General features: G+C 33.4%; 22 protein-coding genes and 1 pseudogene. 8 read left to right on the top strand and 15 right to left on the bottom strand.

What is annotated here, in order from left to right; translation table 11 throughout:
- Window positions 1-10: 10 nt before the first annotated feature.
- From BR43_RS16845 to BR43_RS16830, 4 genes are read left to right on the top strand one after another with little or no spacing between them, the layout of a single operon-like run.
- Complete coding sequence (locus BR43_RS16845) at window positions 11-301, top strand: TIGR04197 family type VII secretion effector (protein ID WP_034564069.1); 291 nt, start codon at window positions 11-13, stop codon at window positions 299-301.
- Window positions 301-654 carry a DUF3958 family protein gene (locus tag BR43_RS16840; RefSeq protein ID WP_034564067.1) on the top strand — a complete coding sequence of 118 codons (354 nt, stop codon included), beginning with the start codon at window positions 301-303 and terminating at the stop codon, window positions 652-654. The genes BR43_RS16845 and BR43_RS16840 overlap by 1 nt, the downstream gene beginning before the upstream one ends.
- Window positions 651-2,096 carry a T7SS effector LXG polymorphic toxin gene (locus BR43_RS19315; RefSeq protein ID WP_051934017.1) on the top strand — a complete coding sequence of 482 codons (1,446 nt, stop codon included), beginning with the start codon at window positions 651-653 and terminating at the stop codon, window positions 2,094-2,096. The genes BR43_RS16840 and BR43_RS19315 overlap by 4 nt, the downstream gene beginning before the upstream one ends.
- Complete coding sequence (locus BR43_RS16830; RefSeq protein ID WP_169741074.1) at window positions 2,086-2,895, top strand: hypothetical protein; 810 nt, start codon at window positions 2,086-2,088, stop codon at window positions 2,893-2,895. The genes BR43_RS19315 and BR43_RS16830 overlap by 11 nt, the downstream gene beginning before the upstream one ends.
- A 254-nt stretch (window positions 2,896-3,149) precedes the next feature.
- On the opposite strand, the gene BR43_RS16825 is transcribed toward BR43_RS16830, so the two are convergent.
- The 14 genes from BR43_RS16825 to BR43_RS16760 all read right to left on the bottom strand — a co-directional run bounded on the left by BR43_RS16825 (window position 3,150) and on the right by BR43_RS16760 (window position 18,321).
- Window positions 3,150-4,643: a response regulator transcription factor gene (locus BR43_RS16825; protein ID WP_034564062.1), complete on the bottom strand. Its 1,494-nt coding sequence runs from the start codon at window positions 4,641-4,643 to the stop codon at window positions 3,150-3,152.
- Between the two features lie 18 nt (window positions 4,644-4,661).
- Window positions 4,662-6,356, bottom strand: a complete 1,695-nt coding sequence (locus tag BR43_RS16820; RefSeq protein ID WP_034564060.1) for a sensor histidine kinase — start codon at window positions 6,354-6,356, stop codon at window positions 4,662-4,664.
- A gap of 51 nt (window positions 6,357-6,407) precedes the next feature.
- Window positions 6,408-7,025 (bottom strand): YesL family protein, encoded by a 618-nt coding sequence (locus BR43_RS16815; protein WP_034564057.1) that lies wholly within the window; start codon window positions 7,023-7,025, stop codon window positions 6,408-6,410.
- 84 nt (window positions 7,026-7,109) lie between these two features.
- On the bottom strand, window positions 7,110-8,591 hold the full coding sequence (locus BR43_RS16810) for an ABC transporter substrate-binding protein (RefSeq protein WP_034564055.1): 1,482 nt from the start codon (window positions 8,589-8,591) through the stop codon (window positions 7,110-7,112).
- A gap of 24 nt (window positions 8,592-8,615) precedes the next feature.
- A complete protein-coding gene (locus tag BR43_RS16805; RefSeq protein WP_034564053.1) occupies window positions 8,616-9,533 on the bottom strand; it encodes a carbohydrate ABC transporter permease in 918 nt (305 codons plus the stop codon).
- Window positions 9,534-9,551: 18 nt separating this feature from the next.
- Entirely contained in the window at window positions 9,552-10,493 is a 942-nt protein-coding gene (locus BR43_RS16800) for an ABC transporter permease (protein WP_034565333.1), read from the bottom strand.
- A 213-nt stretch (window positions 10,494-10,706) separates the two neighbouring features.
- Complete coding sequence (locus BR43_RS16795) at window positions 10,707-12,101, bottom strand: sensor histidine kinase (protein ID WP_034564051.1); 1,395 nt, start codon at window positions 12,099-12,101, stop codon at window positions 10,707-10,709.
- Window positions 12,098-12,781: a response regulator transcription factor gene (locus BR43_RS16790; protein WP_034564049.1), complete on the bottom strand. Its 684-nt coding sequence runs from the start codon at window positions 12,779-12,781 to the stop codon at window positions 12,098-12,100. Before BR43_RS16790 ends, BR43_RS16795 begins: the two co-directional genes overlap by 4 nt.
- Window positions 12,782-12,832: 51 nt before the next feature.
- Window positions 12,833-13,162, bottom strand: a complete 330-nt coding sequence (locus BR43_RS16785) for an SHOCT domain-containing protein (protein ID WP_051934016.1) — start codon at window positions 13,160-13,162, stop codon at window positions 12,833-12,835.
- A 159-nt stretch (window positions 13,163-13,321) separates the two neighbouring features.
- Window positions 13,322-14,677, bottom strand: coding sequence for a PFL family protein (locus tag BR43_RS16780; protein ID WP_034564046.1), 1,356 nt, complete (start codon window positions 14,675-14,677; stop codon window positions 13,322-13,324).
- Between the two features lie 25 nt (window positions 14,678-14,702).
- Window positions 14,703-14,972 (bottom strand): ACT domain-containing protein, encoded by a 270-nt coding sequence (locus tag BR43_RS16775; RefSeq protein WP_034564044.1) that lies wholly within the window; start codon window positions 14,970-14,972, stop codon window positions 14,703-14,705.
- A 514-nt stretch (window positions 14,973-15,486) separates the two neighbouring features.
- Window positions 15,487-15,801 (bottom strand): thioredoxin family protein, encoded by a 315-nt coding sequence (locus tag BR43_RS16770; protein WP_034564042.1) that lies wholly within the window; start codon window positions 15,799-15,801, stop codon window positions 15,487-15,489.
- On the bottom strand, window positions 15,791-16,054 hold the full coding sequence (yidD, locus tag BR43_RS16765; protein WP_034564040.1) for a membrane protein insertion efficiency factor YidD: 264 nt from the start codon (window positions 16,052-16,054) through the stop codon (window positions 15,791-15,793). Before yidD ends, BR43_RS16770 begins: the two co-directional genes overlap by 11 nt.
- A gap of 140 nt (window positions 16,055-16,194) precedes the next feature.
- On the bottom strand, window positions 16,195-18,321 hold the full coding sequence (locus BR43_RS16760; RefSeq protein ID WP_034564038.1) for a cation:proton antiporter: 2,127 nt from the start codon (window positions 18,319-18,321) through the stop codon (window positions 16,195-16,197).
- A gap of 241 nt (window positions 18,322-18,562) precedes the next feature.
- Between BR43_RS16760 and BR43_RS16755 the strand changes: the two genes are divergently transcribed.
- Both BR43_RS16755 and BR43_RS16750 read left to right on the top strand, forming a co-directional pair.
- Window positions 18,563-19,141: a DUF1836 domain-containing protein gene (locus BR43_RS16755; RefSeq protein WP_034564035.1), complete on the top strand. Its 579-nt coding sequence runs from the start codon at window positions 18,563-18,565 to the stop codon at window positions 19,139-19,141.
- Window positions 19,138-19,995 (top strand): DegV family protein, encoded by an 858-nt coding sequence (locus BR43_RS16750; protein ID WP_034564033.1) that lies wholly within the window; start codon window positions 19,138-19,140, stop codon window positions 19,993-19,995. The genes BR43_RS16755 and BR43_RS16750 overlap by 4 nt, the downstream gene beginning before the upstream one ends.
- 69 nt (window positions 19,996-20,064) lie before the next feature.
- Here BR43_RS16750 and BR43_RS20765 read toward each other — a convergent pair.
- Window positions 20,065-20,157: pseudogene (locus BR43_RS20765) on the bottom strand (SEC-C metal-binding domain-containing protein); the annotation flags it as partial.
- A gap of 796 nt (window positions 20,158-20,953) precedes the next feature.
- On the opposite strand from BR43_RS20765, the gene BR43_RS16740 reads away from it, so the two are divergent.
- Window positions 20,954-22,138, top strand: a complete 1,185-nt coding sequence (locus BR43_RS16740) for a glycosyltransferase family 4 protein (RefSeq protein ID WP_034564029.1) — start codon at window positions 20,954-20,956, stop codon at window positions 22,136-22,138.
- A gap of 109 nt (window positions 22,139-22,247) precedes the next feature.
- Window positions 22,248-23,543 (top strand): HdeD family acid-resistance protein, encoded by a 1,296-nt coding sequence (locus tag BR43_RS16735; RefSeq protein WP_034564027.1) that lies wholly within the window; start codon window positions 22,248-22,250, stop codon window positions 23,541-23,543.
- Window positions 23,544-23,554: the final 11 nt, after the last annotated feature.

Genomic DNA, 23,554 nt, shown 5'->3' with positions numbered 1-23,554 from the left:
AGGTATGACTATGGTAGGTATAAAGAGCGATTTTGGCGGCGCAAATCAAAAAGCAACCGCATTAAAAAGCGCAACAGACAAGCTAGTTCAATCCACTTCGGTAACAAATGATACTCAAACAACTGTTTTAGGAAATGCAAATGCGCAAGAAGTTATCCAACAAGCACAAGAAACGGCGAGACAAGTTGCAGAAGCGATAATATCTGCTTCTTCTAACCTACAAAGTGTTGCGGAAGGCTTCCAAGAATTAGACCAACAAGTTGGACAGCGTTTCTTGCAATCTCTTGGAGGATTACATTAATGGACAAATGGAAAATGTTACGAGCCAAAGAACATGATCTGTTAGAAACAGAGGAAATAACCAGTAAAGAAGCAAGAAAAACTACTCAAATTAAAGAGCAGTACCAAGAACATTTCCATGAAGCGCAACGATTTTTGGAGGAGTGTTGTTACATGTTTCATAAAAATGATCAATCCTATTTTTTTGAATCTACTATGGATGAATTCTCTCATGAATCAAGAAAAGTGTTGGTTCAGTTGGAAAATTCGGAAGAGGTTATACATAGACAAAAGAAGAAAATTCAACAAGATTTAGAAGATATTACTTATGAAAAGCGAAGAGTTATATTGGAAGAACAGGAGGAAAGAAAATGAGCATTGACATGTATGTATCTAATTCTAAAAGTCAAGCAACAAGCGTGAGTACCATGTGTAAACAACAGGTTGAAGGATATGAATCTGTACAAAAAGCCATTAATGATTTTGTATTGAATGCACCGTTTCTCACAGGTAAAGCCTATGATTCTGCAAAATCTTATTATTCTTTGGTTCTGTTGCCATTAGCAAAAGGCGGTACATTATTGTCTGAAGCAGTAGAACAAGCAGTAAAAAAATTTCCAGAAGACTATACTGCACAAGTAGACAGTGGCGATTTGAAACAAGCAGAATTGGAAGAAAAAATTCAACAAGCAGATCGATTACTTAGTCAAGTTGAAAATATTAGAACGGAATTGATGTCAGGAGACACACCTGCTTTAATCAAGACTTTTCAGTTAACTACAAATACAATGATGATAGGACTATATAGCAATGTAAAAAAAGAATTAGAAGAAAAATTACACAAACTATTGGCATTTAATGCTAGTTCCCCTCGTATTTTTTCAGAAATTAGTTCTTTACAACAAGCTGTGAATCAAGGGTTAGCTCAAACGAAAACCGCATGGAGTGCAGCAACTGGAACATTTGTAGTGCCATCTACTTCTGAATTAGGTTGGGCAATGTTTATAAAAGAATTTCAAAGAAATAAAAATAATAAAACAGAAAAAATTTCAGGTGTTTATTTAGAAAAAGGTATTTATGGCGGTAATCAGAGTTCTCCACTTGAAGCTTACAAAGATGGTGATAGTAGAATTGCAGATATTATTAAGAACTATTATCCGAATATGACCGATAAGAAAATAAAGCACTATTTACAAAAATTAGAAAATGAAGGTTGTGGATATGTAGCACTAGTCAATACATTTTTAACTTATTATGATGGTTCAGAAAAAAACTTTGAAAAAGTATTTGGTTTCCCTTTATATAACCTTGTAAATGGGGAAAAATCAATTAATTATAATTATTTAATTGCTGATTTATATGCAAGTCAAGATAATCACGATTCAGAAGGGATTTTATTCTGGAAAAAAGATAAAATCAATAATAACGAAGATCCAAGTTCCACAGAAGGGGCTGGAACTACAGCTACTATGAGAGAGTACAGATTCGAGAATTATATGAAAGAGCATTCAATTAAAGTAAACGTTATAAATACTGAAGGATTTTTAGGAACATCTTCAATAAATGCAGACATAGAAAACTATGATCAGTACCATAGTAAAGGATCTATCATTATTTCTGTATCACCTATTAAAATGACAGATTCAAAAGGAAACGATTACACCTCGAATGGCGGTCATGCTATGACGGTGACAGGGAAAACGAAAGATGGAAAGTTGATTGTTTCATCGTGGGGAGAAAAATTTTATATTAATCCTAGTGACTATGAAACAAAAGGATACCGTGCTACTTTTCAGGTAATTGATTATGAAAAATAAAAAAGTACTTGTTTGTATCCTTGTTGTAGTATCAATATTCTTTGTAGCAATAACTAGTTTCAAATTGAATCAAAAAGGAGAAAAAAATATGGAAAGTAGAGATATACAGATTGAAAAATTTAATGAATTTGTTCCAGAAAATGATTTTGACTTTGATTTTAAGAAAGCTCATAGTAAAGGGTACTCCTCTTCAGAAGAAAACATAACATTAAAATATTTAAATTTACAAAACAAATATAATAGAGCATTGAGTTTGTTTTTGAAGGATGAATTATCTATTGAACAACTCGATAATACATTAAAAAACTTGGATGTAATTAGTGTACCGAAAACTTCTTTTACAAATATAAATTCAACAGAAAGTTATTATCAAAATATATCCTATCTAAGCTCTAAATACATGTATTTAAGAAATAACATCCGACTAGAGAGATTAAAAGAAGCTGACGTTGAACTTTTAAAAACTTTTGATTTAGAAAATAGAACGGAAAAAGAAAAAATAATGGAGATGATTTCAAGAACATATGTTGATGTACTAAGTGTTGAATTTGACAATCAAAAAAACGAAAATTATAAAGTTGTTTACAATAATAACGGAAAAGAGACAGTAAATAATAGAACTATTGTATTTTGGTTGAGTTACCAAGAAGAGTTTGATGATTCTGGTAACTATGTTGATCAAGGAAAAGAAAAAGAAAAAAGAAAGATCCTACAAAAATTAACTACAGAGTATAGTTTGTTATTTTCACAAGAATTAAATTGCACTATCAACATATTTGTTCATGATAATTCATTTTAAAATGAATTATCACACACCTAAAAGCTCCACTAAGATTTTTCTCTTGGTGGGGCTTTTGGTGGACAACCAATTCAATTTTAATCTTTTTATACATTTTTATAACCGTCTAAATGTTGTTAAATCACTCATTTCACTTCAAATGATGTATAAACTTTATTCCCTTCTTATAGAGCAGACTTGATTTAGCTGAATAGATATACTTTATGATAAGGTTTTTAACTATATATACTTATACTAACTCATCCCCTACTTTATTAGCTATCTATTGGATTATATCCTGTTACAAAACGCTCACGAAACTCTTTTGGTGAAATACCACAAATTTTCTTAAAATTTTTATAAAAATATCCAGCACTTGTATAACCCACAGAAACCGCAATTTCATTAACATTATTATCCGAATGAACCAATAGATTTTGCGCTTCTTTAATTCGATACTGATTTAAATATTGTGAAAAACTTTTTTTCGTTTCTTTTTTAAAAATTTGACCTAAATACATGACATTTAAATACAACTCATCTGCCACTAATTTTAAAGATAAATCCTCTGAATAACGTTCCATAATAATTTCTAACATACGCTGTGTATTGCCGCTATAAGACCGCTCCTTTTTAACCCCTTTAATCTCAACTAAGGTATCTTCAATTACTTGTTGTAGTGCTTCAAAAGATTGAGCATTCGCGATTTTTTCAAAGCTAGTCTGATAAAAAATTTCATCTAACGTTTCAAATTGACGATATAAATCCATAAAAATCAAAAAGGTCATGTGTCTTGAATAATCAGGTAATGTTCCCTGTTGTCGCATTAATTCTAATATTCCAGCGATTTCAGTATGAATCGTCGCAACATCTCGAATCGAAAGAGCTTGATTAAAGGCAACAAAAGAAATTTGTGGCAATAATCCCGTTGATGTTTCTAAAAACCCACTTGGCTCCATTCCTTTAACTTGATAGAAATCATGAATTTGAATCCCATGAAGCGCATGATTGTAACTAGAAGCAACTTCCGTTAATCCTTCTATTGTTTCTCCAATTGCTATAAAAAAGCATTTTTGATTGCGTTGATTCAGTTCTTGAAAGTCTAGCACAAATAATTGAAGCTCTGCTTCTGATCCTGAAAAAACAACAATGAACTCTTCTGTATCACTTGATTTATAATAAAGACCTTGATTTTGTTGACTAAAAAATTTTGTTAACACCTCTTCACTTTCAATAGGAAAATCAATAATTAATACAGTATAATAGCTATCAGCTAAATCATATTGATAGTGCTTCATATGTTTTCTTAGTTCAATATAATCAATTTCATCATGAATCCAACCTTGCAAAAGATAATCAAATAACACACTTTGAGTTTCCAATTGCTCTTCCTCTTTTTTGATTGCAGCAATTGTTTTTTCCAATGTTTCAACTAATTCAACCTTATCCACCGGTTTAATTAAATAATTATCGGCACCCATCCGTAAACCTTCTTTTACATAGTCAAATTCTTGATAACCTGATAACATTAAAAAGTGAAAATAAATGGCTTCTTCCTGGGCTAATCGAATAAACTCAATTCCTGATAGCAAAGGCATCGTAACATCCGAAATGACAATATCGACTTCATTTTCTCTAACAAACTGTAAAGCCTCCTGCCCATTTTTAGCAGTTCCACTAATTTCTATTCCTAATTGCTGCCACGGAATCAATTTTTTTAATCCTTCTAAAATCATGTATTCATCATCTACCAACAACATTCGATACATTTTTTTCACCTCTTTAGTTTAAAAAGAAATAACAATCATCACACCATTATGCTCTGATTTTTCAATTTGCATTTGATAATTCTCTCCAAAAAAAGAACTTAAACGTTCATTTACATTTAAAATTCCAATTGAGTCTCCCATTTTACTATTCCTCTTCGCCAAAGATTGATTTAACTCCTCTTGTTTTTCAGCACTCATGCCTTTGCCATTATCACGAATTAAGATCATTGTTTTGCCATTTGCAACTTGAGCTTTCACGCTAATGACATTATTAATGCGCATATAATCAATTCCATGAACAAAATAATTCTCAATCAATGGTTGAATTGAAAATTTTGGAATCACTAAATTTTCCAAAGATTTATCTAAATAAAATGAATACGCAATATTCCCTGGATAGCGCATTTGATACAAATAAACATATTTTTCACAAAACTCCAACTCTTTTTTTAAACTCGTTGTTTTTTCCTGTGACGTATTATTCCGCAATAAGGTCGCAAAGGTATACACGACATCCGCTAATTCTTCAGCACCTTCACTTACTGCATACATCCGAATATACTCTAACGTATTATACAAAAAATGAGGATTAATTTGCGATTGCAAAGCTCGCATATGGGCATCTTGTTGCTTAATTTCTAGCTTATAAATATCTTCAATATACTGATTAACCCCATCTAACATATGATTAATTCCCATTGAAATGTCTTTTAATTCTGCCTCTTTATGTGTCGTATCAATCCGCCAATCCATTTTCCCACTAGATACTTGATTGACCGACCCAACAATATCCGCCACTTGTTGTGCATATTTGCTAAAAGTTCGATATAAGAAATACAGTAAAAACAAATTAATTAAGACACTTCCAATTAAAATAAAAATAATTCCATTAATTGAGTTATTCCGAACTCTTTCCTTAGAAATAGCTGTTACGATTTGAATACCACTTGAAGTTTTTGATTCATTGATAAAATAATCCTTTTTCAATTCAGTAAAGTTAATTGTTGAACTTTTGGCAATACTCTTATCTAGTTGCTTTTGTAAATTATTATTTCCTTGGTACGCTTGACTATGATATAAATTCTTCATTGTATCGGAAAAAATAAAAACTTGCAGTTCATCTTTTGTGCCATAATTATCGATAATTCGAGCCAATTCTTCTTCGGAAAAGGTTACATACAACGTTCCCATTTGCTGTGAAGTATTCGGATTAGTCAGAACTTTCGGTAGAGTTAAGCGGTTACTAAAATCCGGTAACTCTCGACGTTTTTCACCCATTTTCTTATTGATATTAGAATAAAGTATCTCTTGATAGTCTTTCAACTCAATCGTAATCGCTTCAATTTTGTCATCAGAGTAATAAAAATTCATCAATTGATTAGGCAAATAAATATAGTTGGCATCTTTGTTGACATTCTGCTGACTTAAACTGTAACTTAAATAATTACTGTAACTTAAGTTAAAATAATTTACTAAGTTCGTGACCTTTTCTTGATTATCAGCTAAAGAAACAGCCATTTGACTAATCTTTTTTTCATTATCAGATAGAACAGTCGCTAAGCGTCCAGCAGTTTGCTGTGTACTTTGATCCGCCTCATTACGATTTCGTTCAAGGGATACATAACTCATAATAATTGCAAATGAAGTAATGACCACAATTAAGACTAAGGAATAAATCTTCAACAAGGAATAAATTAGATTTTTTTTCTTCAAAAGAATGTCCCCCGTCAATCCAACATTCACTGTTGGCTTTTTCAAAACTGTTTAATTTTCAGCAGCAATCAGTTGTTGATCCAATTGTTCAAATAGTGATTGAGCTACATTTGTTAAAAAAACGATCCAAAAACCAATACTACCAAATAAAATCAACCCTGGAAATTTATATGTGACTACTAATAAAAGAATACCACCAATTGTTAATACAAGTAAATTTTTAAAACTCATAAAAACCAAAGCTCCAGCTAATTTAAATAAATCCTTCAGTTGACAATCATACTGACTTTGAATCAAAATAGCAAACCAAAAAGATAAAGCCGTATAAAATAAAGCAAAAATAATCATAAAATCAATCATAATAAAAATTAGTCCATTAATTTGTACGGACAAATATAAATTGTAAGATAAAAAGAGAGAAATTGCACTAAAAATATAAAAAAGTAGATTCCCTCGTTTAAAATTTTCTTTATAAATTTCCCAGCAAACTGAAACTTTCATCTGCTTAAATTCCCAACGGTACTCTCCGAATAAATTAGCAATTGTCACTAACGCAGGGCCAATACCAAAAATAAGTCCACCCGCTAAAGCCAATCCCCAAAAAATCAAACTCAATTTAATAAACAAGTAGCAACGATTAAAAAAAGTTTCTAAATATTTTCCCAACATAAAAATTCCTCCTTTTTCTTTTATGTAGATAAAAACTTAAATGGAAAAGGACAAGTCAATTGCTTGTCCTCCTCCAAAGATTGATTATTCCTTGCTTTCTTTGCGGAAATCATCGTATTGTTTTTGCATCTCTGCTTGAACTTTAGCCATGCCCGCTTTTTCTAATTTTTCGTTCATTTCTGGAATTGCTTTTTCTGGATCAAGTGTTCCAGTATTCAATCCATCAATATACTGATTCATTACATTCGCAATATTTGTCATTTCAGATTTAACTGTTTTTGTATTAAAGTTAAAACCTAGAATTGGTGAAGCAGTTGATTCTTCGATTTTTTTATCGCGTTCAGCAACTTGTTCATCAGTAATGCTTTCTGGGACATAAAGAATCTTGTTGTTTCCAGTATTCCAAGCAGACATATGCTCTTTTGGTAGATAACCATCTAATAATTTCACACGATTATCACCGACTTTTTCCCAAGCTTTGTCTTCGATACCATAAACTAAACCATTCAATAATTCAGAATCAGAGTTAATTAACCCCAAAACTTCCATTGATTTTTCTTTATTTTTAGAATTACTTGAAATAACGAAGTTAGCCATTTGAGCTTGCCCAGTTGTTTTAACTGGCATAGTTACCGCTTTAGACTCTAATGGTTGACCAGCTGCCGTTGTTAAAATAGTATCGCCATAATCGTAAGGTCCTTGTGTTTCTTGACGAGCGAACCACGTTGTTCCTTCTAACGGATGATCAGTATTACTTGTTGCTGCATCTTGAGCAATATAACCCGCCTTATAGTAGTCATTCATTGTTTTTAAATCTTTTTGTAAACGTTCATTGTTATATTGATTAATAATTTTCGTTTCATCACCTAATAAATCAACAGCAAATGGCATTCCATTTGTAACAGGATAATCCATATTTGACTCAACTTTAAATCCTTTACCTGCTGCGAATGCAATAGTATTTGCTTCTTTTTCTTTGATCACTTTAAATAATGGTCCTAAATCTTGATATGTTTTAACATTTGAAATATCTAAATTATATTTATCTAAAAATTGTTTATTAAATGTAATCATCTGTTCACCAAAAACATTGGCATTTACTGGGAATGCATACAACTTACCATCAATTAAATTCCCTTTAATGTAAGCTGGATCTAACATATCATACGCTTCTTTCGCTTCTTTTGGAGCTAATTCAGTTAAGTCTGCATAAGCACCTTTTTGAGCGTTTGTTACATAATTTTTTGCTAAGGCAATATCATAATTTTCACCGGAAGAGGTAATAACAGCCATCTTTTGTTCATAATCGCCCCACCCCATGTATTGTAAATTCAGTTGCACGCCAGCTTTTTCTTTAATTTTTTTGTTCGCTATCTTCATTAATTCATCATAGTTATCCGGTTTGTCCCCAATTTGATACATCAATAATGTTGGCACATCTGAATCACCTGATGCTGCATCTTTTTTGCTTGAGTCACCAGATAAGCCTGCACAACCCGCTAAACCACCTGCAACTAATAAACCTAGCGCACTCCCTAAAACAACTTTCCGCCATTTACTATTCATTTTGAAACCTCCACCTTTTATTTTTTATTCTTTCACTCCGCCAATTGTTAATCCACTAATGAAATATTTTTGGAAAAATGGATAGCTACATGCAATTGGTAAAGTAGAAATTACAACCATCGCCATACGTGTTGCTTCTTTTGGAATCGCTGCTGCTCCACTAGCCATTTGAGCACTCATTCCTGCAGCTTTTGTCATATACTCAATATTCGCTTGAATTTTCATTAATAAATATTGAAGAGGAACTAAATTATCACTTTGAATATAAAGCAATGCATTAAACCAATCATTCCAATAACCTAGCGCTGCAAATAAACTAATCGTTGCAATACCTGGAACAGCTAATGGTAACACGATTTGTAAAAAGACGCGTAACTCACTAGCTCCATCAATCTTAGCAGATTCAATAATCGCATCTGGCACCGAACGCTTAAAGAACGTTCGCATGACAATAATATTAAATGGGCTTAATGCCATTGGTAAAATCAAGGCCCAAATAGTGTCTTTCAATTGCAGCATATTCGTCATTACAATATAATTAGGGACCATTCCTGGGCTAAATAACATTGTAATCAATGCCATCACTGTAAAGAAACGACGATATTTAAAAGACGGTCTTGAAATTGCATAAGCATAAGTTGATGTAAAGGTCACATTGACCAATGTTCCGACTACTGTTACAAAAACGGTAACAAACAAGGCCTGTAAAATTTGATCTTTCATTTCTGCTAAATAACGATATCCTTCAAAACTCCACTCTTTAGGAATCAGTGCATATCCATTCGTGATTAAAGATGCTTCACTAGTTAACGAAATAATAATAACGAAAATAAATGGGAAAATACAAGAAAAAGCAAAAATCGCGACTAATAGATTAAATAAAAAATCAGCTTTTTTCCCAAAAGTTCTAACAGTTAATTGAGTTACTTTCTTTTTTTTCATTGATACGACTCCTTCCTTTTAGAATAAAGCTGATTCTTCATCAAAACGACGAACAATTAAATTCGTCCCGACTACTAGAATACATCCTACAACAGATTGATAAAGACCTGCTGCCGATGCCATCCCAATATCTCCGCTACTTGTTAATCCATTATAAATATAAGTATCTAAAACAGACGTCACTTCATATAAAGTACCTGAATTTCTCGGAATTTGATAGAATAAACCAAAATCGGCCTTGAAAATATTTCCGACAGCTAAAATAGATAAGATCGTAATCAATGGAACCAACTGTGGAAGTGTAACATTTTTGATTTGTTGCCATTTTGTTGCACCATCTACCATTGCGGCTTCATAGAAAGTTGGATCAATCCCCATAATACTAGCAAAATAAATAATACTATTATAGCCAATTCCTTTCCACACACCTAAGAACAGTAGAATAAACGGCCAAAATTTAGGATCATTATACCAATTAATCCCTTCCCCACCATTTGCGGTAATGACTGCATTTATTAACCCTTTATCAGGACTTAAGAAAGCGTAAACAAAATAACCAATAATAACCCATGAAATGAAATAAGGCAATAACATTGTCGTTTGATAGACTTTAATCAATTTTTTAGAACGAATTTCACTAAGAATAACCGCGAAAAAGATAGCAAAGAATAAATTGATTAAAATAAAGCCAACATTATACAGAACCGTATTTCTAGTAATTAAGTAGGCATTTGATGAACTGAACAAAAATTTAAAATTATCTAGTCCTACCCATGGGCTTTGACTTAAACTTTTAAAGAAACCTCCATCGGAGTATTGAAAATCTTTAAACGCTACGACATTTCCAAAAACTGGAATGTAGAAAAAGAGAATCAACCATATCGTCCCTGGTAATGCCATCATTAAAAAGGCTTTATTCTTCATAAAGTCTTTCCATAAACTATTTTTCTTTTTTTGCATTTTCAACTGTATACCTCCTCCTTTCAATAAAGAAAACGTTTTATTTCTTACACTCTTATTTTAGCTTGTTGTGTTTTTTAGAGCTAGTCACAAATTATAAGAAAGATAGGACAAAATATAGAAAATCTCTGAACAAATTTTTCATCACGAAAAAAAGAGCTTAAAGATTCCTCTCTAAGCCCTGCTTTCAGTCTTAAATTTTATCGATATTCGTTACGACAAAGGAAAATAAAGCTTAAACTTTGTTCCTTCCCCAACTATACTGTCAACTTCAATCCGACCATTATGAGCCTTCACGATACTTTTTACAATAGCCAAACCAATTCCTTGACCCTCACTATTTCTTGAACTATCTACCATGTAAAAACGTTGGAAAATAAAAGCACGATCTTCTGAAGAAATACCAATTCCATTATCCTTAACTGAAATACAAAAATCATCGGCTTCTTTGTGAATCGCTAAATCAATCTCCCCTCTATTTCCTGTGAATTTAAGCGCATTTGTCAGTAAATTAGTCATAACTTGACTGATTTTATCTTGATCCGCAAATACTTCTAAATTCCTTCCAGTTAAAGTAAAATCAATTTCTTTTTGTTTCATTAAAGGTTCTATATTTAAACAGATCCTTTTAGCCAATTGAAAAACATCAAACGTATTTTTTTGAAGCTTTTCTTGCTGTTCTTCTAATTCTGTAATCTTATCAATATCTCCAATGAGACGATTCAGACGATTTACCTCTTCATAACAGCTTTCAAGGCGTTCTTTTGTTGGTTCCCAAATTCCATCTAGCATTGCTTCAATATGACCTTTTAACGTTGTTAAAGGTGTTCTAATTTCATGAGAAATGTCACTAGATAATTGATTACGTAGCGCTTGTTGCTTATCAAGTTGCACTGATAAATCTTGAACGGCATCAATTAATTCACGGATTTCAGTTATTGTCGAAATTGGCTGCTGCTTTTCGTGGTAATGGCCTTTAGCAATTTTTTGCGTAAACAACGTTAATTGGCTAATTGGAGAACTAAGCTTTTGAGCCAACCAAACTGCAAATAATAATGAACCTAGCAATGCGCCAACAGCAATCCAAAGTAAGCTTTTTCTTAGATCCGTAATAAAAGCTACATCATGATTTGTATAACTCAAGGGACCAAAATAACCAAAGACTACTTTTCCAATTTTGCTACCTGCTGACTTCAAAGAAATAGTTTCCTCAACATAGCTTCCATTCTTACTTTGCATGTTGCTATCCATCATCTTGCTATGATTATTCATCATACCATTGCCCATATGCCCATTTTTTTCTTGTGAACTTCGCCAAATTACTTGACCTGCTTCATCATAAACCGTTAAATCAATTGCCTCAGACTTGGCTACATCACCAACTTGTTCTAAATCAATAGCACTCCATTGCGCTTCACTAATTGAAAATTTAGCTTCTAATAATTGGGTTAACTCTGTCAAAACATCCTTTTGCCGTTCCACTACATATCGATCAAAATGCCGATCAACTAAATTGTAAGTCATCAAGCTAATAGTGCCAATAATGAGTACTGCAATTGCTGTAAAAGAAAGCATAAACTGTATACGAATCGATCTAGTCTTTCTCATGCTCTTCCACCAAATCGATAACCCATTCCATGAACCGTTAAAATATAACACGGTTTTTTAGTATCTACTTCAAGCTTTTGGCGTAAATTTTTAATATGGGAATCAATTGCACGATCTGAACCAGCAAACTCAATTCCCAATACTGACTCAATCAACTGTTCCCTAGCAAAAATACGAGTAGGATATTCGGCTAAAATCTTTAATAAATCAAATTCAGTTGTCGTTAGATTGATGAGATTACCCTTTACATATATTTCCTTTAATTGAGGGAAAATAACTAAGTCATTCTGATTAAAACTCCATTTTATAGATACTTCCTGCCGACCAGTTCTTCGTAAAACAGTTTCAACGCGCGCAACTAATTCTTTTGGACTAAAAGGTTTCACTAAATAATCATCTGCTCCAGTCTTTAGCCCAGCGATCACATTTTTCTCTCCTGACTTAGCCGTTAGCATAATAATCGGTAGCATGGAATCACGACGAACAGCTTGACAAACTTCAAAACCGTCCATATCTGGTAACATCAAATCAAGAATCATTAAATCAGGATGAATAGCCTGAACCTTTTTCAAAGCCTCTACTCCTGTTTCCGCACGATACACACTATACTGATACGTCACTAAGTAGGCCTCCACAACATCTAAAATTTTCGGTTCATCATCCACGATTAAAATCTTCACACTTTCCACTCCTAACTTTATCGTTATCTATTAACTAAAGTATAGCAGAAATTAATTTAGATACGCTTTTTTTTGTAAATATTCTTCTTCCGTAATCGTTCCTCTCATGAATTCTTTCAACAAAATATCTGCTGCTGATTCACTCTCAACTGAATTTATCGGCTGACTGTCGCTTGAAGCTCCTTTATCGATTTGCCGGTTTTTAAAAATCAAATAAGCTAAATAACCAATCACTAATAACCCAATAATCCATATCCAACTGTTCATTCCACCAAAGCCGAATAAATTCCAATGATTTCCGTTGCCACCCATCATACTACCACCACCTCTTGTCATCATTTGATTTGCATTTGTTGCGAATTGATTGCCACATTGTCCCATCTAAAATTCCTCCTTTAATTTACCTTCCCCATTACTATATAAAATAATTATGGAGAAATTATGGAGATTGACAGCTAATTTTTCCAAATAAAAAAGAGCCTATAACAAGAATACGTTATACACTCTAATCAAGATTCGTCCTTTCAACAATCAAGAACTTTAATTTTTAAATGAATGAATGGGTGCTGGAATACGTCCACCACGTTGAATGAACTCGGCAGATGATTTGCCATTAACAGGCATAACTGGTGCACGTCCAAGTAAACCTCCAAATTCAACCAAATCACCAACTTTTGTTCCTGCTGCTGGAATCACTCGAACTGCCGTTGTTTTATTATTAATCACACCAATGGCTGCTTCATCCGCAATCATTGCCGCTAAAGTAGTCGCTGGCGTATCACCTGGTACAGCGATCATGTCTAATCCAACTGAACAAATTGCTGTCATTGCTTCAAGTTTTTCTAAGTTTAGTACTCCTTCTTGAACAGCTGCAATCATTCCAGCATCTTCTGACACAGGAATAAAGGCACCTGACAAACCACCAACATGTTCACAAGCCATCACGCCGCCTTTTTTAACCGCATCATTTAATAAGGCTAAAGCTGCTGTTGTCCCATGAGTTCCAACCATTTCAAGACCCATTTCCTCTAAAATGTAAGCTACTGAATCACCAATAGCAGGAGTTGGAGCCAGCGATAAATCTACTATTCCAAAGGGCACTCCTAATCGTTCTGAAGCGACTCGCCCGACTAATTGTCCCATACGCGTAATCTTAAAAGCCGTTTTTTTAACGGTTTCTGCCACAACATCTAGTGGCTGTCCCTTAACTTTTTCAATGGCTCGTTTGACAACTCCTGGTCCACTAATTCCAACATTAATCACACAATCTGCTTCTCCAACACCATGGAACGCACCTGCCATAAATGGATTATCTTCCACAGCATTTGCAAAAATAACTAATTTTGCACAACCTAAGCCACTCGTTTCTGCTGTTAAATCAGCCGTTCGCTTCACAACTTCTCCCATATCACGAACCGCATCCATATTAATTCCTGCTCTGGTTGAGCCAACATTCACAGAGGCACAAACACGCTCCGTTTCAGCCAAAGCTTGTGGAATCGACTCAATTAAAATCTGATCGCCTTTTGTATAGCCTTTTTGAACTAATGCTGAAAAACCACCAATAAAATTCACCCCTACCGCATCCGCTGCAGCGTCTAAAGCTTTTGCATACATAACATAATCTTTTGCTTCAGATGCCCCTGCAACAATCGAAATAGGCGTGACAGAGATTCGTTTGTTAATAATTGGAATGCCATATTCCGTTTCAATCGCTTCACCAACTGCGACTAAATCCTTTGCTACCGTAGTAATTTTTTGATAGATTTTTTGACACGCAACCTCGCTGTCTGAGTCACTACAGTCCAATAATGAAATCCCCATAGTAATTGTCCGAATATCTAAATTTTCTTCTTCAATCATCCGAATCGTTTCAAGAATTTGTTCACTTTTCATCCATTATCCCCACCTTACAATTTTTTTATAGGCTATGCATTGTTGAGAATAACTCTTCCCGTTGAATACTAATGGTCACCTGCAACTCTTCTCCAGTTTGATTTAAAGCCGTTTTTACTTGATCAAATCCGACAGTTGTCTGACTTAATTCGCACATCATCATCATGGTAAAATTTCCCTCCATAATTGTTTGCGAAACATCTAAAATATTAATTTTTAGATGTGCTAGTTCACGACTAACACCTGCAATAATTCCAATTGTATCTTGTCCAACAACTGTTAAAATGGCTTTCATTTTCTTCATCCTTTCATGAATATCCTTATTTTTTCAGAGATTAATTTTCATTAGTATAGCACAGATTATGAGAATATCATTAACAAATCAGAACTTTTTTCACAATACAGACATTATTTAATTAGAATTAAAAAAAGGTATGACATTAAAAATACAGTTCCAACTGTTGCTTTAAATCTAAAGCATTCTGCTTTTATTATTTTGGTAAACTCCCCATCTCATTAAATGAATTCATAAAATATTGGGCCGTTCCATGAAGTAATAATTTCTGGTAAAAGAGCTACGTGATATTGAATTGTAATCTTAACTGAATGACCAGCTGCCAAAAATCTACGAAAAGAACACTTCCATTACCATCTAAATACAAACAATGATTCTCAAGATTGTAACGCAAACTATCCAACCTTTTCTTACTTAGTTCTGTAAACTCCTTGTCAGTAACTAAATTCCGTCTATTTTATCATGAGAGTAACGAATAAAAAAAGCCTTCCGCCAACATCAGCCAAAGACTTTTCTATTTTAATTTATCCTCTAAATAAGCTTGCAATTCTTCTTTTGGTATATACCCCGTAATTTTCTCAACAGGTTCACCTTCTTGAAATAAAATCATCGTCGGAATGCTCATAATACTAAACTGATTCGCTAATTCTCCACTTTGATGAATATTCAACTTTGCAAGCTTTATTCGGTCTTCATAACTTGTTGATAGACTTTCCAAAACAGCTGAGAGCCTGCGACAAGAACTACACCATTCGCCCCAAAATTCAACTAAAGTCCAACCTTCTTTTATCTCCTCTTGAAAGGTCGTGCTATCTAATTTAATGATCATGAGAACACTCCTTATGAGGATTACGTTTCAAAGTAAAGCTTTCAGGAACGTAATCAATTCCACCTTTTACAAATGGATGACATCTTAATATTCGTGCAGTTCCCATAATTGTCCCTTTCACCACACCATGCTTTTCAATTGCCGTAATGGCATAATTTGAACAGGTTGGATAATAACGACAGCTCGGTTGAAATAATGGGGAAATAAATTTTTGATACCCGCGAACAGGGGCAATCCAGATTTTTTTTAACATATTTATCCTACTTTCCTAACAACATTAACTATACTGCTAGGCCTATTTCCTGTAAAGAATTCTGCCTATTTACAGCCTCTTTCTATAGTATATCTTTTTAAACCTAAGTTTTCCTTAAATCGACTCGTACTTCACTGAGTTTATTCATCATTTTCATTCCCCAAATCCATTACCGAACTTTCACGATAATTTACGAAGCGTCGCAATTGAACTGCTACATTTGCTGAAATATCCCCCGCTTCATAAAGCCGTTGAATATCCCCACGCTCTGCATTCAACGCTTTTAATCGAACTTCTTGTAGCTGTTTTGTATACTCCTTTAAATAATCTTCTCCAAAACGCTTAATCCGTTCAATTTTATTACGGTATTCAACAATCAAATGATAGACAATTGATTTATCAACAGGAATTGCTTCACTTTGCTCTTTCTTCATGTATAATGACAACCTCTGAATCGCGATTTTAGCTGTTTCTCGTTCCAAATTTAAACGTTGTTGATGTTGCTCTCTATATTCGGCACTCTTCTTACTCCATGAACTTTCACGAATACCTTGACGATATACTCTCTTTCCCATTAGTAAAGCTCGATTGAATTTAGCAAACCAGCGATTTTTTAATGCACGTTTTCTTTGCACTAATTGTTTAATATAGAGTTCAGCAACTTTTTGATTCACTTCTTGATGGATAATCATTTTTTCAATTTGAAGAATCTCCGCATTAATGGCAATTAACCGAATTTCCACTTCATCTTGCAAGAACTGAACGGTTGTTTCCTTACTATTGTATTCCATCTGCATACGTCGAATCAAATGATCGTATTCATGTAATAAATCATAGACCGCCATTCGATTCTCAGGTCGGCTTTCCTGCTCAATAACTTGAACTGCTGTATTCATAATATGAATTCTAGCTTCTGCCTCACGTTTATCTAAAGCATCTGTCTGAGTTAATCTCGGTTCGTCCAGTGTTATAAAATCAGCTAAATCATCCCCAGAAGTTTCAAATCGTCGTTTTGATTTAGTAAAAAAAGGCAGCGCAATCGTAGCAGCCACTAACGTAACAATAATCACTCCTGAAGCAATAAACAAAATAGATGCTCTTCCTGGAAAAGCAAAGCCAGTATTTAATAAAGCAGGAATTGATAAGATACCTGCCATCGTCACAGCACCTCGAACACCTGTCAAACCAGACATAATCGCAATTTTAATATCAGGAGGTGTTTCACGTTTAAACTTCCCATACGAATAATCGAACCACATATAACTATACGTCCATAAAATACGAATAATTAAAATAACTAACCATAACAACAACACATAACCAAATAATTGATAATTTTTTCCATTAATAGAATTTTCTAGCGCTGTTCCCATTGCAAAAGGCAACTCAATTCCTAAAATTAAAAACATAATTCCATTTAGTAAGTAAATAATTACATCCCATGTTCGCTCAGTAACAATCTGCACTTCTGCCATCCGACTTTCACTCACGCGATGTTGGTGGCTAGCTACAACTCCTGCAGCTACAACCGCAATCACACCCGAAGCATGAAAGACTTCTTCCACAATCATATAAATCATAAAAGGTGTTAAAATTTGCAATAATGTATGCAAAATAACATCTCTAATTCCCTGAATACTCAGCCATTCTTTTAAACCTATTACAAACCATTCTAAAATAATACCAGCAGCAAGTCCTACTAAAGCCATATAGAAAAAATCGGAAATAGCCGTTGCTAAAGAAAAATATCCTGTCACCATTGCTGCGATCGCATATTTAAAAGCAATTAATCCACTAGCATCATTAACCAAACTTTCTCCCCGAACTAAACGCAACACCCCAACAGGTAACTTTACTTGTTCAGCAATCCCATTCACAGCTACTGGATCTGTTGGAGAAAGAATTGCCACTAAAGCAAACGCTGCCGCCAATGGGAGCTTTCCATCCATAACCCAGTACATTATATATCCACCAATAATAGTAGTTAAAAAAACTAATAAAATCGAATTCCCCAAGATAGGAATACGCAACTTCCATAAATCCTTTTTTGGAAAATGACGACCATCGTTAAATAACAATGGAGCTACAAAAAGCAACATAAACCAATCCGTATTAATTTCAATTTTAATAGCAAAGATCAATGCAGCTAGTAATCCTAATGTAACTTGGATTAAAGCTGTTGGAATCTTTATGAGGTAATGACTGATAATGTTTGAAACAATAACTAAAACAATCAATAAAATCGTTCCTTCTAAAACTGGAAACATATCATTCACACCCTCCCTACTATTTTTTCACAAAAAACAACTAAATCTTGCTAAATTACCTATCGTTAGTATACGAATTTTTTAACTAATGAACAACTAATTGTACTTAGTTTAAATGAATGCTTTTAAAAATAATAGCATTCAATCTAGTATTTTTTCATCTAGTTTTAAATACTAGATTGAATAATTTCGATAATCATGTTAAGATGTTTTCATAACTATTAAAAGTAGGTGATCTTGCTTGAATGATATGGAAAAAGAATTAGCAGCATGGGGAAATGTAATTGAAGATTTTCAACTTCCTCGTTGGAATTTATTACCTGATATTGATTTGTATATGGATCAAGTATTAACGTTAATTGAAAAATACTTGTCGCCATTAACCATTCATAGTGACCAAAAAATTATTACATCTGCAATGGTGAATAATTATGTAAAATTAGGATTAATTCCAGCACCAGTAAAAAAACGTTACACAAAAAAACACATTGCTTTTTTAATTGCAATTTCAATTTTAAAACAGGTCTTCACCATTCAAGAAATTAAAGATGGGATTCTTTTTCAAGCATCTGTTGTTGGAATTAACGAAGCCTTTAATCTTTTTTGTGACGAACAAGAAAAATCCTTAAAAATTGTTGCAGCCCAAGTTACAGGAAAACAAAGTATTCCGATCTTACAAGAAAAAATTCCTGTTGATTTTTTAGCTGTCAAACTGGCAACATTAAGTTTTTCTAGCAAATTAATTACCGAAAAAACAATTGCCATCAGTCAAAAATATCTCGCAAAAAATAACCAAATTGAAGCGGAGGAAGAAAAATGAACAAAGAAAAAATCGCACTTTTAGTTGACTCCTGTACCGATGTTCCAGATGAAATGATTGAAAAATACAATATGTTTGTTATCCCTTTAAAAATTATCTATAAAGATCACGTTTACACAGATAAAGTGGACATTACTGCTGAAGATGTCTATCAAAATCTGACTACCGAAATTCCATCTACCTCTTTACCTGATGGACAGGAAATCACTACTATTTTTGATAAGATTAAAGCAGAGGGCTATCAAAAAGTCATTGTAGTAACTATTTCTAGTGGCTTAAGTGGTACTAATAATTTAGTGCGCTTAATTGCTGAACAATATACGAGCTTAGATGTCTTTGTTTTAGATACAAAAAATATCGGAATCGGCAGTGGCATGCAAGGTACCCAAGCAGGTCAATTGATTGCTGAAGGCTTAGATTGGGAAACAATCAAAACCACTTTATCCGCTACTATTGCAAAATCAAAAGTCTTCTTTTGTGTAGACACTTTACTTTACCTACAAAAAGGTGGTCGTATTGGGTTAGTTTCATCCATTCTTGGTGGTGCTTTAAATCTACGCCCTATTATTTCTTGTAATACGGATGGCGTATATTACACTGTTTCTAAAGTTCGTGGACGCAAAAAAAGTTTAGCTAGAGCTGTTCAATTAGCCACTGAATTTATTGGTACCCACAAACGGTTTAATCTGGCTATAGTTGATGGAGCCGCGAAACCAGAGGCTAAAGAAATTGCTAAAGAACTACAAGTACTTTTTCCAAATGCTGAAGCTATCTTAGAAGGCCCGGTAGGACCTGCATTAGGTGTTCACACTGGACCTGGCTTAATTGGAATCGGCATTCAATTATTAGATTAAACAAAAAGCCACCCACTTAACAAATTTTGTTAAGTAGGTGACTTTTCTATTTAAATTCATTCAGTACACTTACGCACCACAACATTTTTTATATTTTTTTCCACTGCCACATGGACAAAGTTCATTGCGTCCAACTTTTTCACGATGAATAGGCTGTCTCTTCCCTGCAGGAATTTTTTGCTGAACTGATGACGGTTTTGGCAGGGTAGCTTTTTTAACATTAGGCTTTACTTCTGCCTGCACAACATTAATTTCCATTCCTGTTTTTTTAACAGCAGACCAATTAACTGGATTTGCTTCACGTTTAACCATTTCTGGCGCAACCTTTTCCAAACGTTTTACTAATGTTGGAGCATTCTTAATTTTATTTGTAGCTTCTAAAAATTCAAAATATGCAGTTAAAATTGGTTGGATACCTGCAAACTTTTCACTCTCTAAAATCAAGTCACTAGGAAATTGATCCACTATTGTTTCCTCTAAAGAAGCTGCCGTCCATTTTTTAGCTTCTCTTGTGAAATTCTTATATTGAAATTCAGTAAAAGCCATAATCACTTTTTGATCTATTTGTTGCCACTCAGAAGTTAAGCTTTGATAGGCTGCTGATTTTGTAAATTCTTGATACCATTCTTGTGTCTGTTCATTAATTTTATTCCATTTTTCCGCAGAAAATTCAGTCATTTTAATACTCCTTTTTAAATAGTTTGTGTTTTATTTAGATAAAGTCACAAATTTGTTTACACAGTTATTAATCATAACACAGTTGCTATAAATTTTTAAGTTTTTCTGTAAATTTCCAGAAAATAAGCGGATTTAATGAGACAAATGATAAAAAAATTAGAGTCACTTGTACCGACAAGATGCTAAACTAAACAATTAATGGTATAATTAACTGGATTTAACTTATAGCATTTAGTAAGTTTAATTCTATAAGTTTCTACGAAGTAAAGGAGTGTTTAAAATGAATATCGGCTTATTTACCGACACCTACCTCCCTCAAGTCAGTGGAGTTGCAACATCCATAAAAACATTAAAAGATGAATTAGAGAAAAATGGACATCGTGTCACTATTTTTACAACAACCGATCCGAATGCAGACGAGAATGAACCTAATATTGTACGTTTGACCAGTATTCCTTTTTTTTCATTTAAAGATCGTAGAATTGCCGTTAGCGGTTCCCATACAGCTGTAAAAAAGGCCAAAGAATATGAGTTAGATTTGATTCACACTCAAACCGAGTTTAGTTTAGGATTAACAGGAAAACAAGTGGCCAAGCACTTAAAAATCCCTTGTATTCATACCTATCACACAATGTATGAAGATTATCTCCATTACATTGCGAAAGGAAAAATTGTCAAACCCTATCATGTTAAGCTTTTAGCTAGATATTTTTGCAACCAAACGGATGGCGTCATAGCTCCTAGCGAACGTGTATTAGAACAATTGCGCACCTATGAAGTGGTTCGGCCAATTGAAATTATACCAACTGGAGTTGTACTAACAGACTTTAATTTGGATCATAAAAAAGATATTCGTCAAGAATTAGGTTTCACTAATGATACTCCAATTATCCTATCTCTTAGTCGACTTTCTCAAGAAAAAAATATCACAGCTATTTTGAAAGCAATGCCTGAATTAATTCAAGCCAAACCTAATTTGCAACTAGTTATTGTCGGAAAAGGCCCACAAAAAGCTGAACTAGAAGACTTAGCTGTTAAGTTACAGATTACAGAGCATCTCACTTTTATTGGTGAAAAAGAACGTCAAGAAGTTCCTGCATACTATGCAATGGCTGACTTATTCGTTAGCGCCTCTGAATCAGAATCTCAAGGGTTAACTTATATCGAATCTTTAGCATGTGGCACGAATATTATTGCAAAACAAAACGTTTATACTGAAGGATTGATTGGAACTGGTGATTTTGGACAGTTATTTTTAGATGATACAGATCTGGCAAAAACGATTTTAAACGAATTAGATCGTCCTAAGAACGAAGCAGAACTTGCTGAAAAACGCAGCAAACTATTATATGATATTTCCTCTGAAGCATTCGGCAATCACGTCTTATCTTTTTATCAAACAGTTATTGATGAATATGAATATAAAGAGCGTCGTGGTTTAAAAATTATTAAACTCTATAAATAATCTTTATATTTAACTTAAGCAATTATTTTTCAACTGGGGCTCTCTTTCATTCCTAATTTGGAATGATGGAGAGTTCGTTATTTAAAAAAATTTTAAGTGAGGGATTCTAATGTCAGTTATGCGCTTAAATCAACTTTATTTATTTTTTTCAGGTATTTTTTTACTTATTATTGGAATTGTTATTATGGACAAAAATGCAAGTTTATTGCCAATCTTAACAATCACGATTACTGGCGCTTTAATAATCGATAGTCTTTCTCATTTTTTTCAGTTCTTTATAAAAAAAAGGCAACAAAAAAGAAGTCTGTTAGACGGCTTGACTGGATTAATTTTAGCAGCTATTTTTTATTTCTCAAATATTCCCTTTTATCTACTTGCTGTTGTTTTTGGAGCTTATCTGGTCTTAAAAGGAGTTGCGTTGCTAGTCAATTACCAAACGTATCGAAAAAATCAACTAACTGGTCGTTTTAATTTATTCGTTAGCGGAATTTTCCAAGTTATACTTGGCATCGTGTTATTATGGTCTCCTCGACTAGCTATTAATGATATTCTGATTATTATTGGACTCTATTTTACCTTATACGGAATCGGAAATTTAGCCTTAACCATTCAATCCTTTATTTCACCTGAAACTAAAAATCGATTGAAACGTAAAATACGGTTAACTCCACCAGTATTTATTGAAGCATTTGTTCCTCGAGCAGTTCTTAAGGAAACGAACGCTATTTTAACTCCAGACTCTGATACTAACGAGACCAACAGTCCTCAATTAGTTGAGAAAAAATCAGACCTTATTCCTGATTTAGAAATCTTTATTCATGTTACTGAAAAAAGCTATGGTTCAATTGGTCATATGGATCTGTGTTTTGATGGTGAAATTATTTCTTATGGAAACTACGATGAGGATTCCTATCGCTTATTTGATACAGTTGGCGATGGCGTTTTAATTTCAACTCAAAAAGAGGATTATATTCGTTTTTGTATTGAACATAATCAAAAAACATTATTTGGCTTTGGCATTCAGTTAAATGAACAACAACGAATTGATATTCGACAAAAGATTAATGAATTAAAAATGGATTGTTACCCTTGGAAATCACATTTGGAACGCAAAAATGATGAAGGTCAAAACTTTACAAAAGCAACAAATCCATACAGCGATTATGCTAGTTGTTTGTATGCAGCGACTCATTGTCACCTATCAAAATTCAATCGCGGCAAATTTAAAACATATTTTGTTTTAACAACCAATTGTGTTCTCTTAGCTGATACTATTATTGGACCATCTGGGATTGACTTGCTCACCATTAATGGTATTTTAACTCCTGGGGCTTATCTAGATTTTCTGAATCATGAATTTAAACGAACAGACAGTAATGTGATTACCTATCAAGTCTATAACTAAAAAAACTGCAA

The organism is Carnobacterium gallinarum DSM 4847, assembly GCF_000744375.1.
Classification (GTDB): Bacteria; Bacillota; Bacilli; order Lactobacillales; family Carnobacteriaceae; genus Carnobacterium; species Carnobacterium gallinarum.
Note: the sequence above shows the minus strand (reverse complement) of the source record. Positions and strands in the feature narration are given on the sequence as shown.

Bases quoted from the DNA above. Each gene is read 5' to 3' on its own strand.
- BR43_RS16845 (WP_034564069.1), top strand. From the start codon at position 11: ATGGTAGGTATAAAGAGCGATTTTGGCGGCGCAAATCAAAAAGCAACC.
- BR43_RS16840 (WP_034564067.1), top strand. From the start codon at position 301: ATGGACAAATGGAAAATGTTACGAGCCAAAGAACATGATCTGTTAGAA.
- BR43_RS19315 (WP_051934017.1), top strand. From the start codon at position 651: ATGAGCATTGACATGTATGTATCTAATTCTAAAAGTCAAGCAACAAGC.
- BR43_RS16830 (WP_169741074.1), top strand. From the start codon at position 2,086: ATGAAAAATAAAAAAGTACTTGTTTGTATCCTTGTTGTAGTATCAATA.
- BR43_RS16825 (WP_034564062.1), bottom strand. From the start codon at position 4,643: ATGTATCGAATGTTGTTGGTAGATGATGAATACATGATTTTAGAAGGA.
- BR43_RS16815 (WP_034564057.1), bottom strand. From the start codon at position 7,025: ATGTTGGGAAAATATTTAGAAACTTTTTTTAATCGTTGCTACTTGTTT.
- BR43_RS16810 (WP_034564055.1), bottom strand. From the start codon at position 8,591: ATGAATAGTAAATGGCGGAAAGTTGTTTTAGGGAGTGCGCTAGGTTTA.
- BR43_RS16805 (WP_034564053.1), bottom strand. From the start codon at position 9,533: ATGAAAAAAAAGAAAGTAACTCAATTAACTGTTAGAACTTTTGGGAAA.
- BR43_RS16800 (WP_034565333.1), bottom strand. From the start codon at position 10,493: ATGCAAAAAAAGAAAAATAGTTTATGGAAAGACTTTATGAAGAATAAA.
- BR43_RS16795 (WP_034564051.1), bottom strand. From the start codon at position 12,101: ATGAGAAAGACTAGATCGATTCGTATACAGTTTATGCTTTCTTTTACA.
- BR43_RS16785 (WP_051934016.1), bottom strand. From the start codon at position 13,162: ATGGGACAATGTGGCAATCAATTCGCAACAAATGCAAATCAAATGATG.
- BR43_RS16780 (WP_034564046.1), bottom strand. From the start codon at position 14,677: ATGAAAAGTGAACAAATTCTTGAAACGATTCGGATGATTGAAGAAGAA.
- BR43_RS16775 (WP_034564044.1), bottom strand. From the start codon at position 14,972: ATGAAAGCCATTTTAACAGTTGTTGGACAAGATACAATTGGAATTATT.
- BR43_RS16770 (WP_034564042.1), bottom strand. From the start codon at position 15,801: ATGATCATTAAATTAGATAGCACGACCTTTCAAGAGGAGATAAAAGAA.
- yidD (WP_034564040.1), bottom strand. From the start codon at position 16,054: ATGTTAAAAAAAATCTGGATTGCCCCTGTTCGCGGGTATCAAAAATTT.
- BR43_RS16760 (WP_034564038.1), bottom strand. From the start codon at position 18,321: ATGTTTCCAGTTTTAGAAGGAACGATTTTATTGATTGTTTTAGTTATT.
- BR43_RS16750 (WP_034564033.1), top strand. From the start codon at position 19,138: ATGAACAAAGAAAAAATCGCACTTTTAGTTGACTCCTGTACCGATGTT.
- BR43_RS16740 (WP_034564029.1), top strand. From the start codon at position 20,954: ATGAATATCGGCTTATTTACCGACACCTACCTCCCTCAAGTCAGTGGA.
- BR43_RS16735 (WP_034564027.1), top strand. From the start codon at position 22,248: ATGTCAGTTATGCGCTTAAATCAACTTTATTTATTTTTTTCAGGTATT.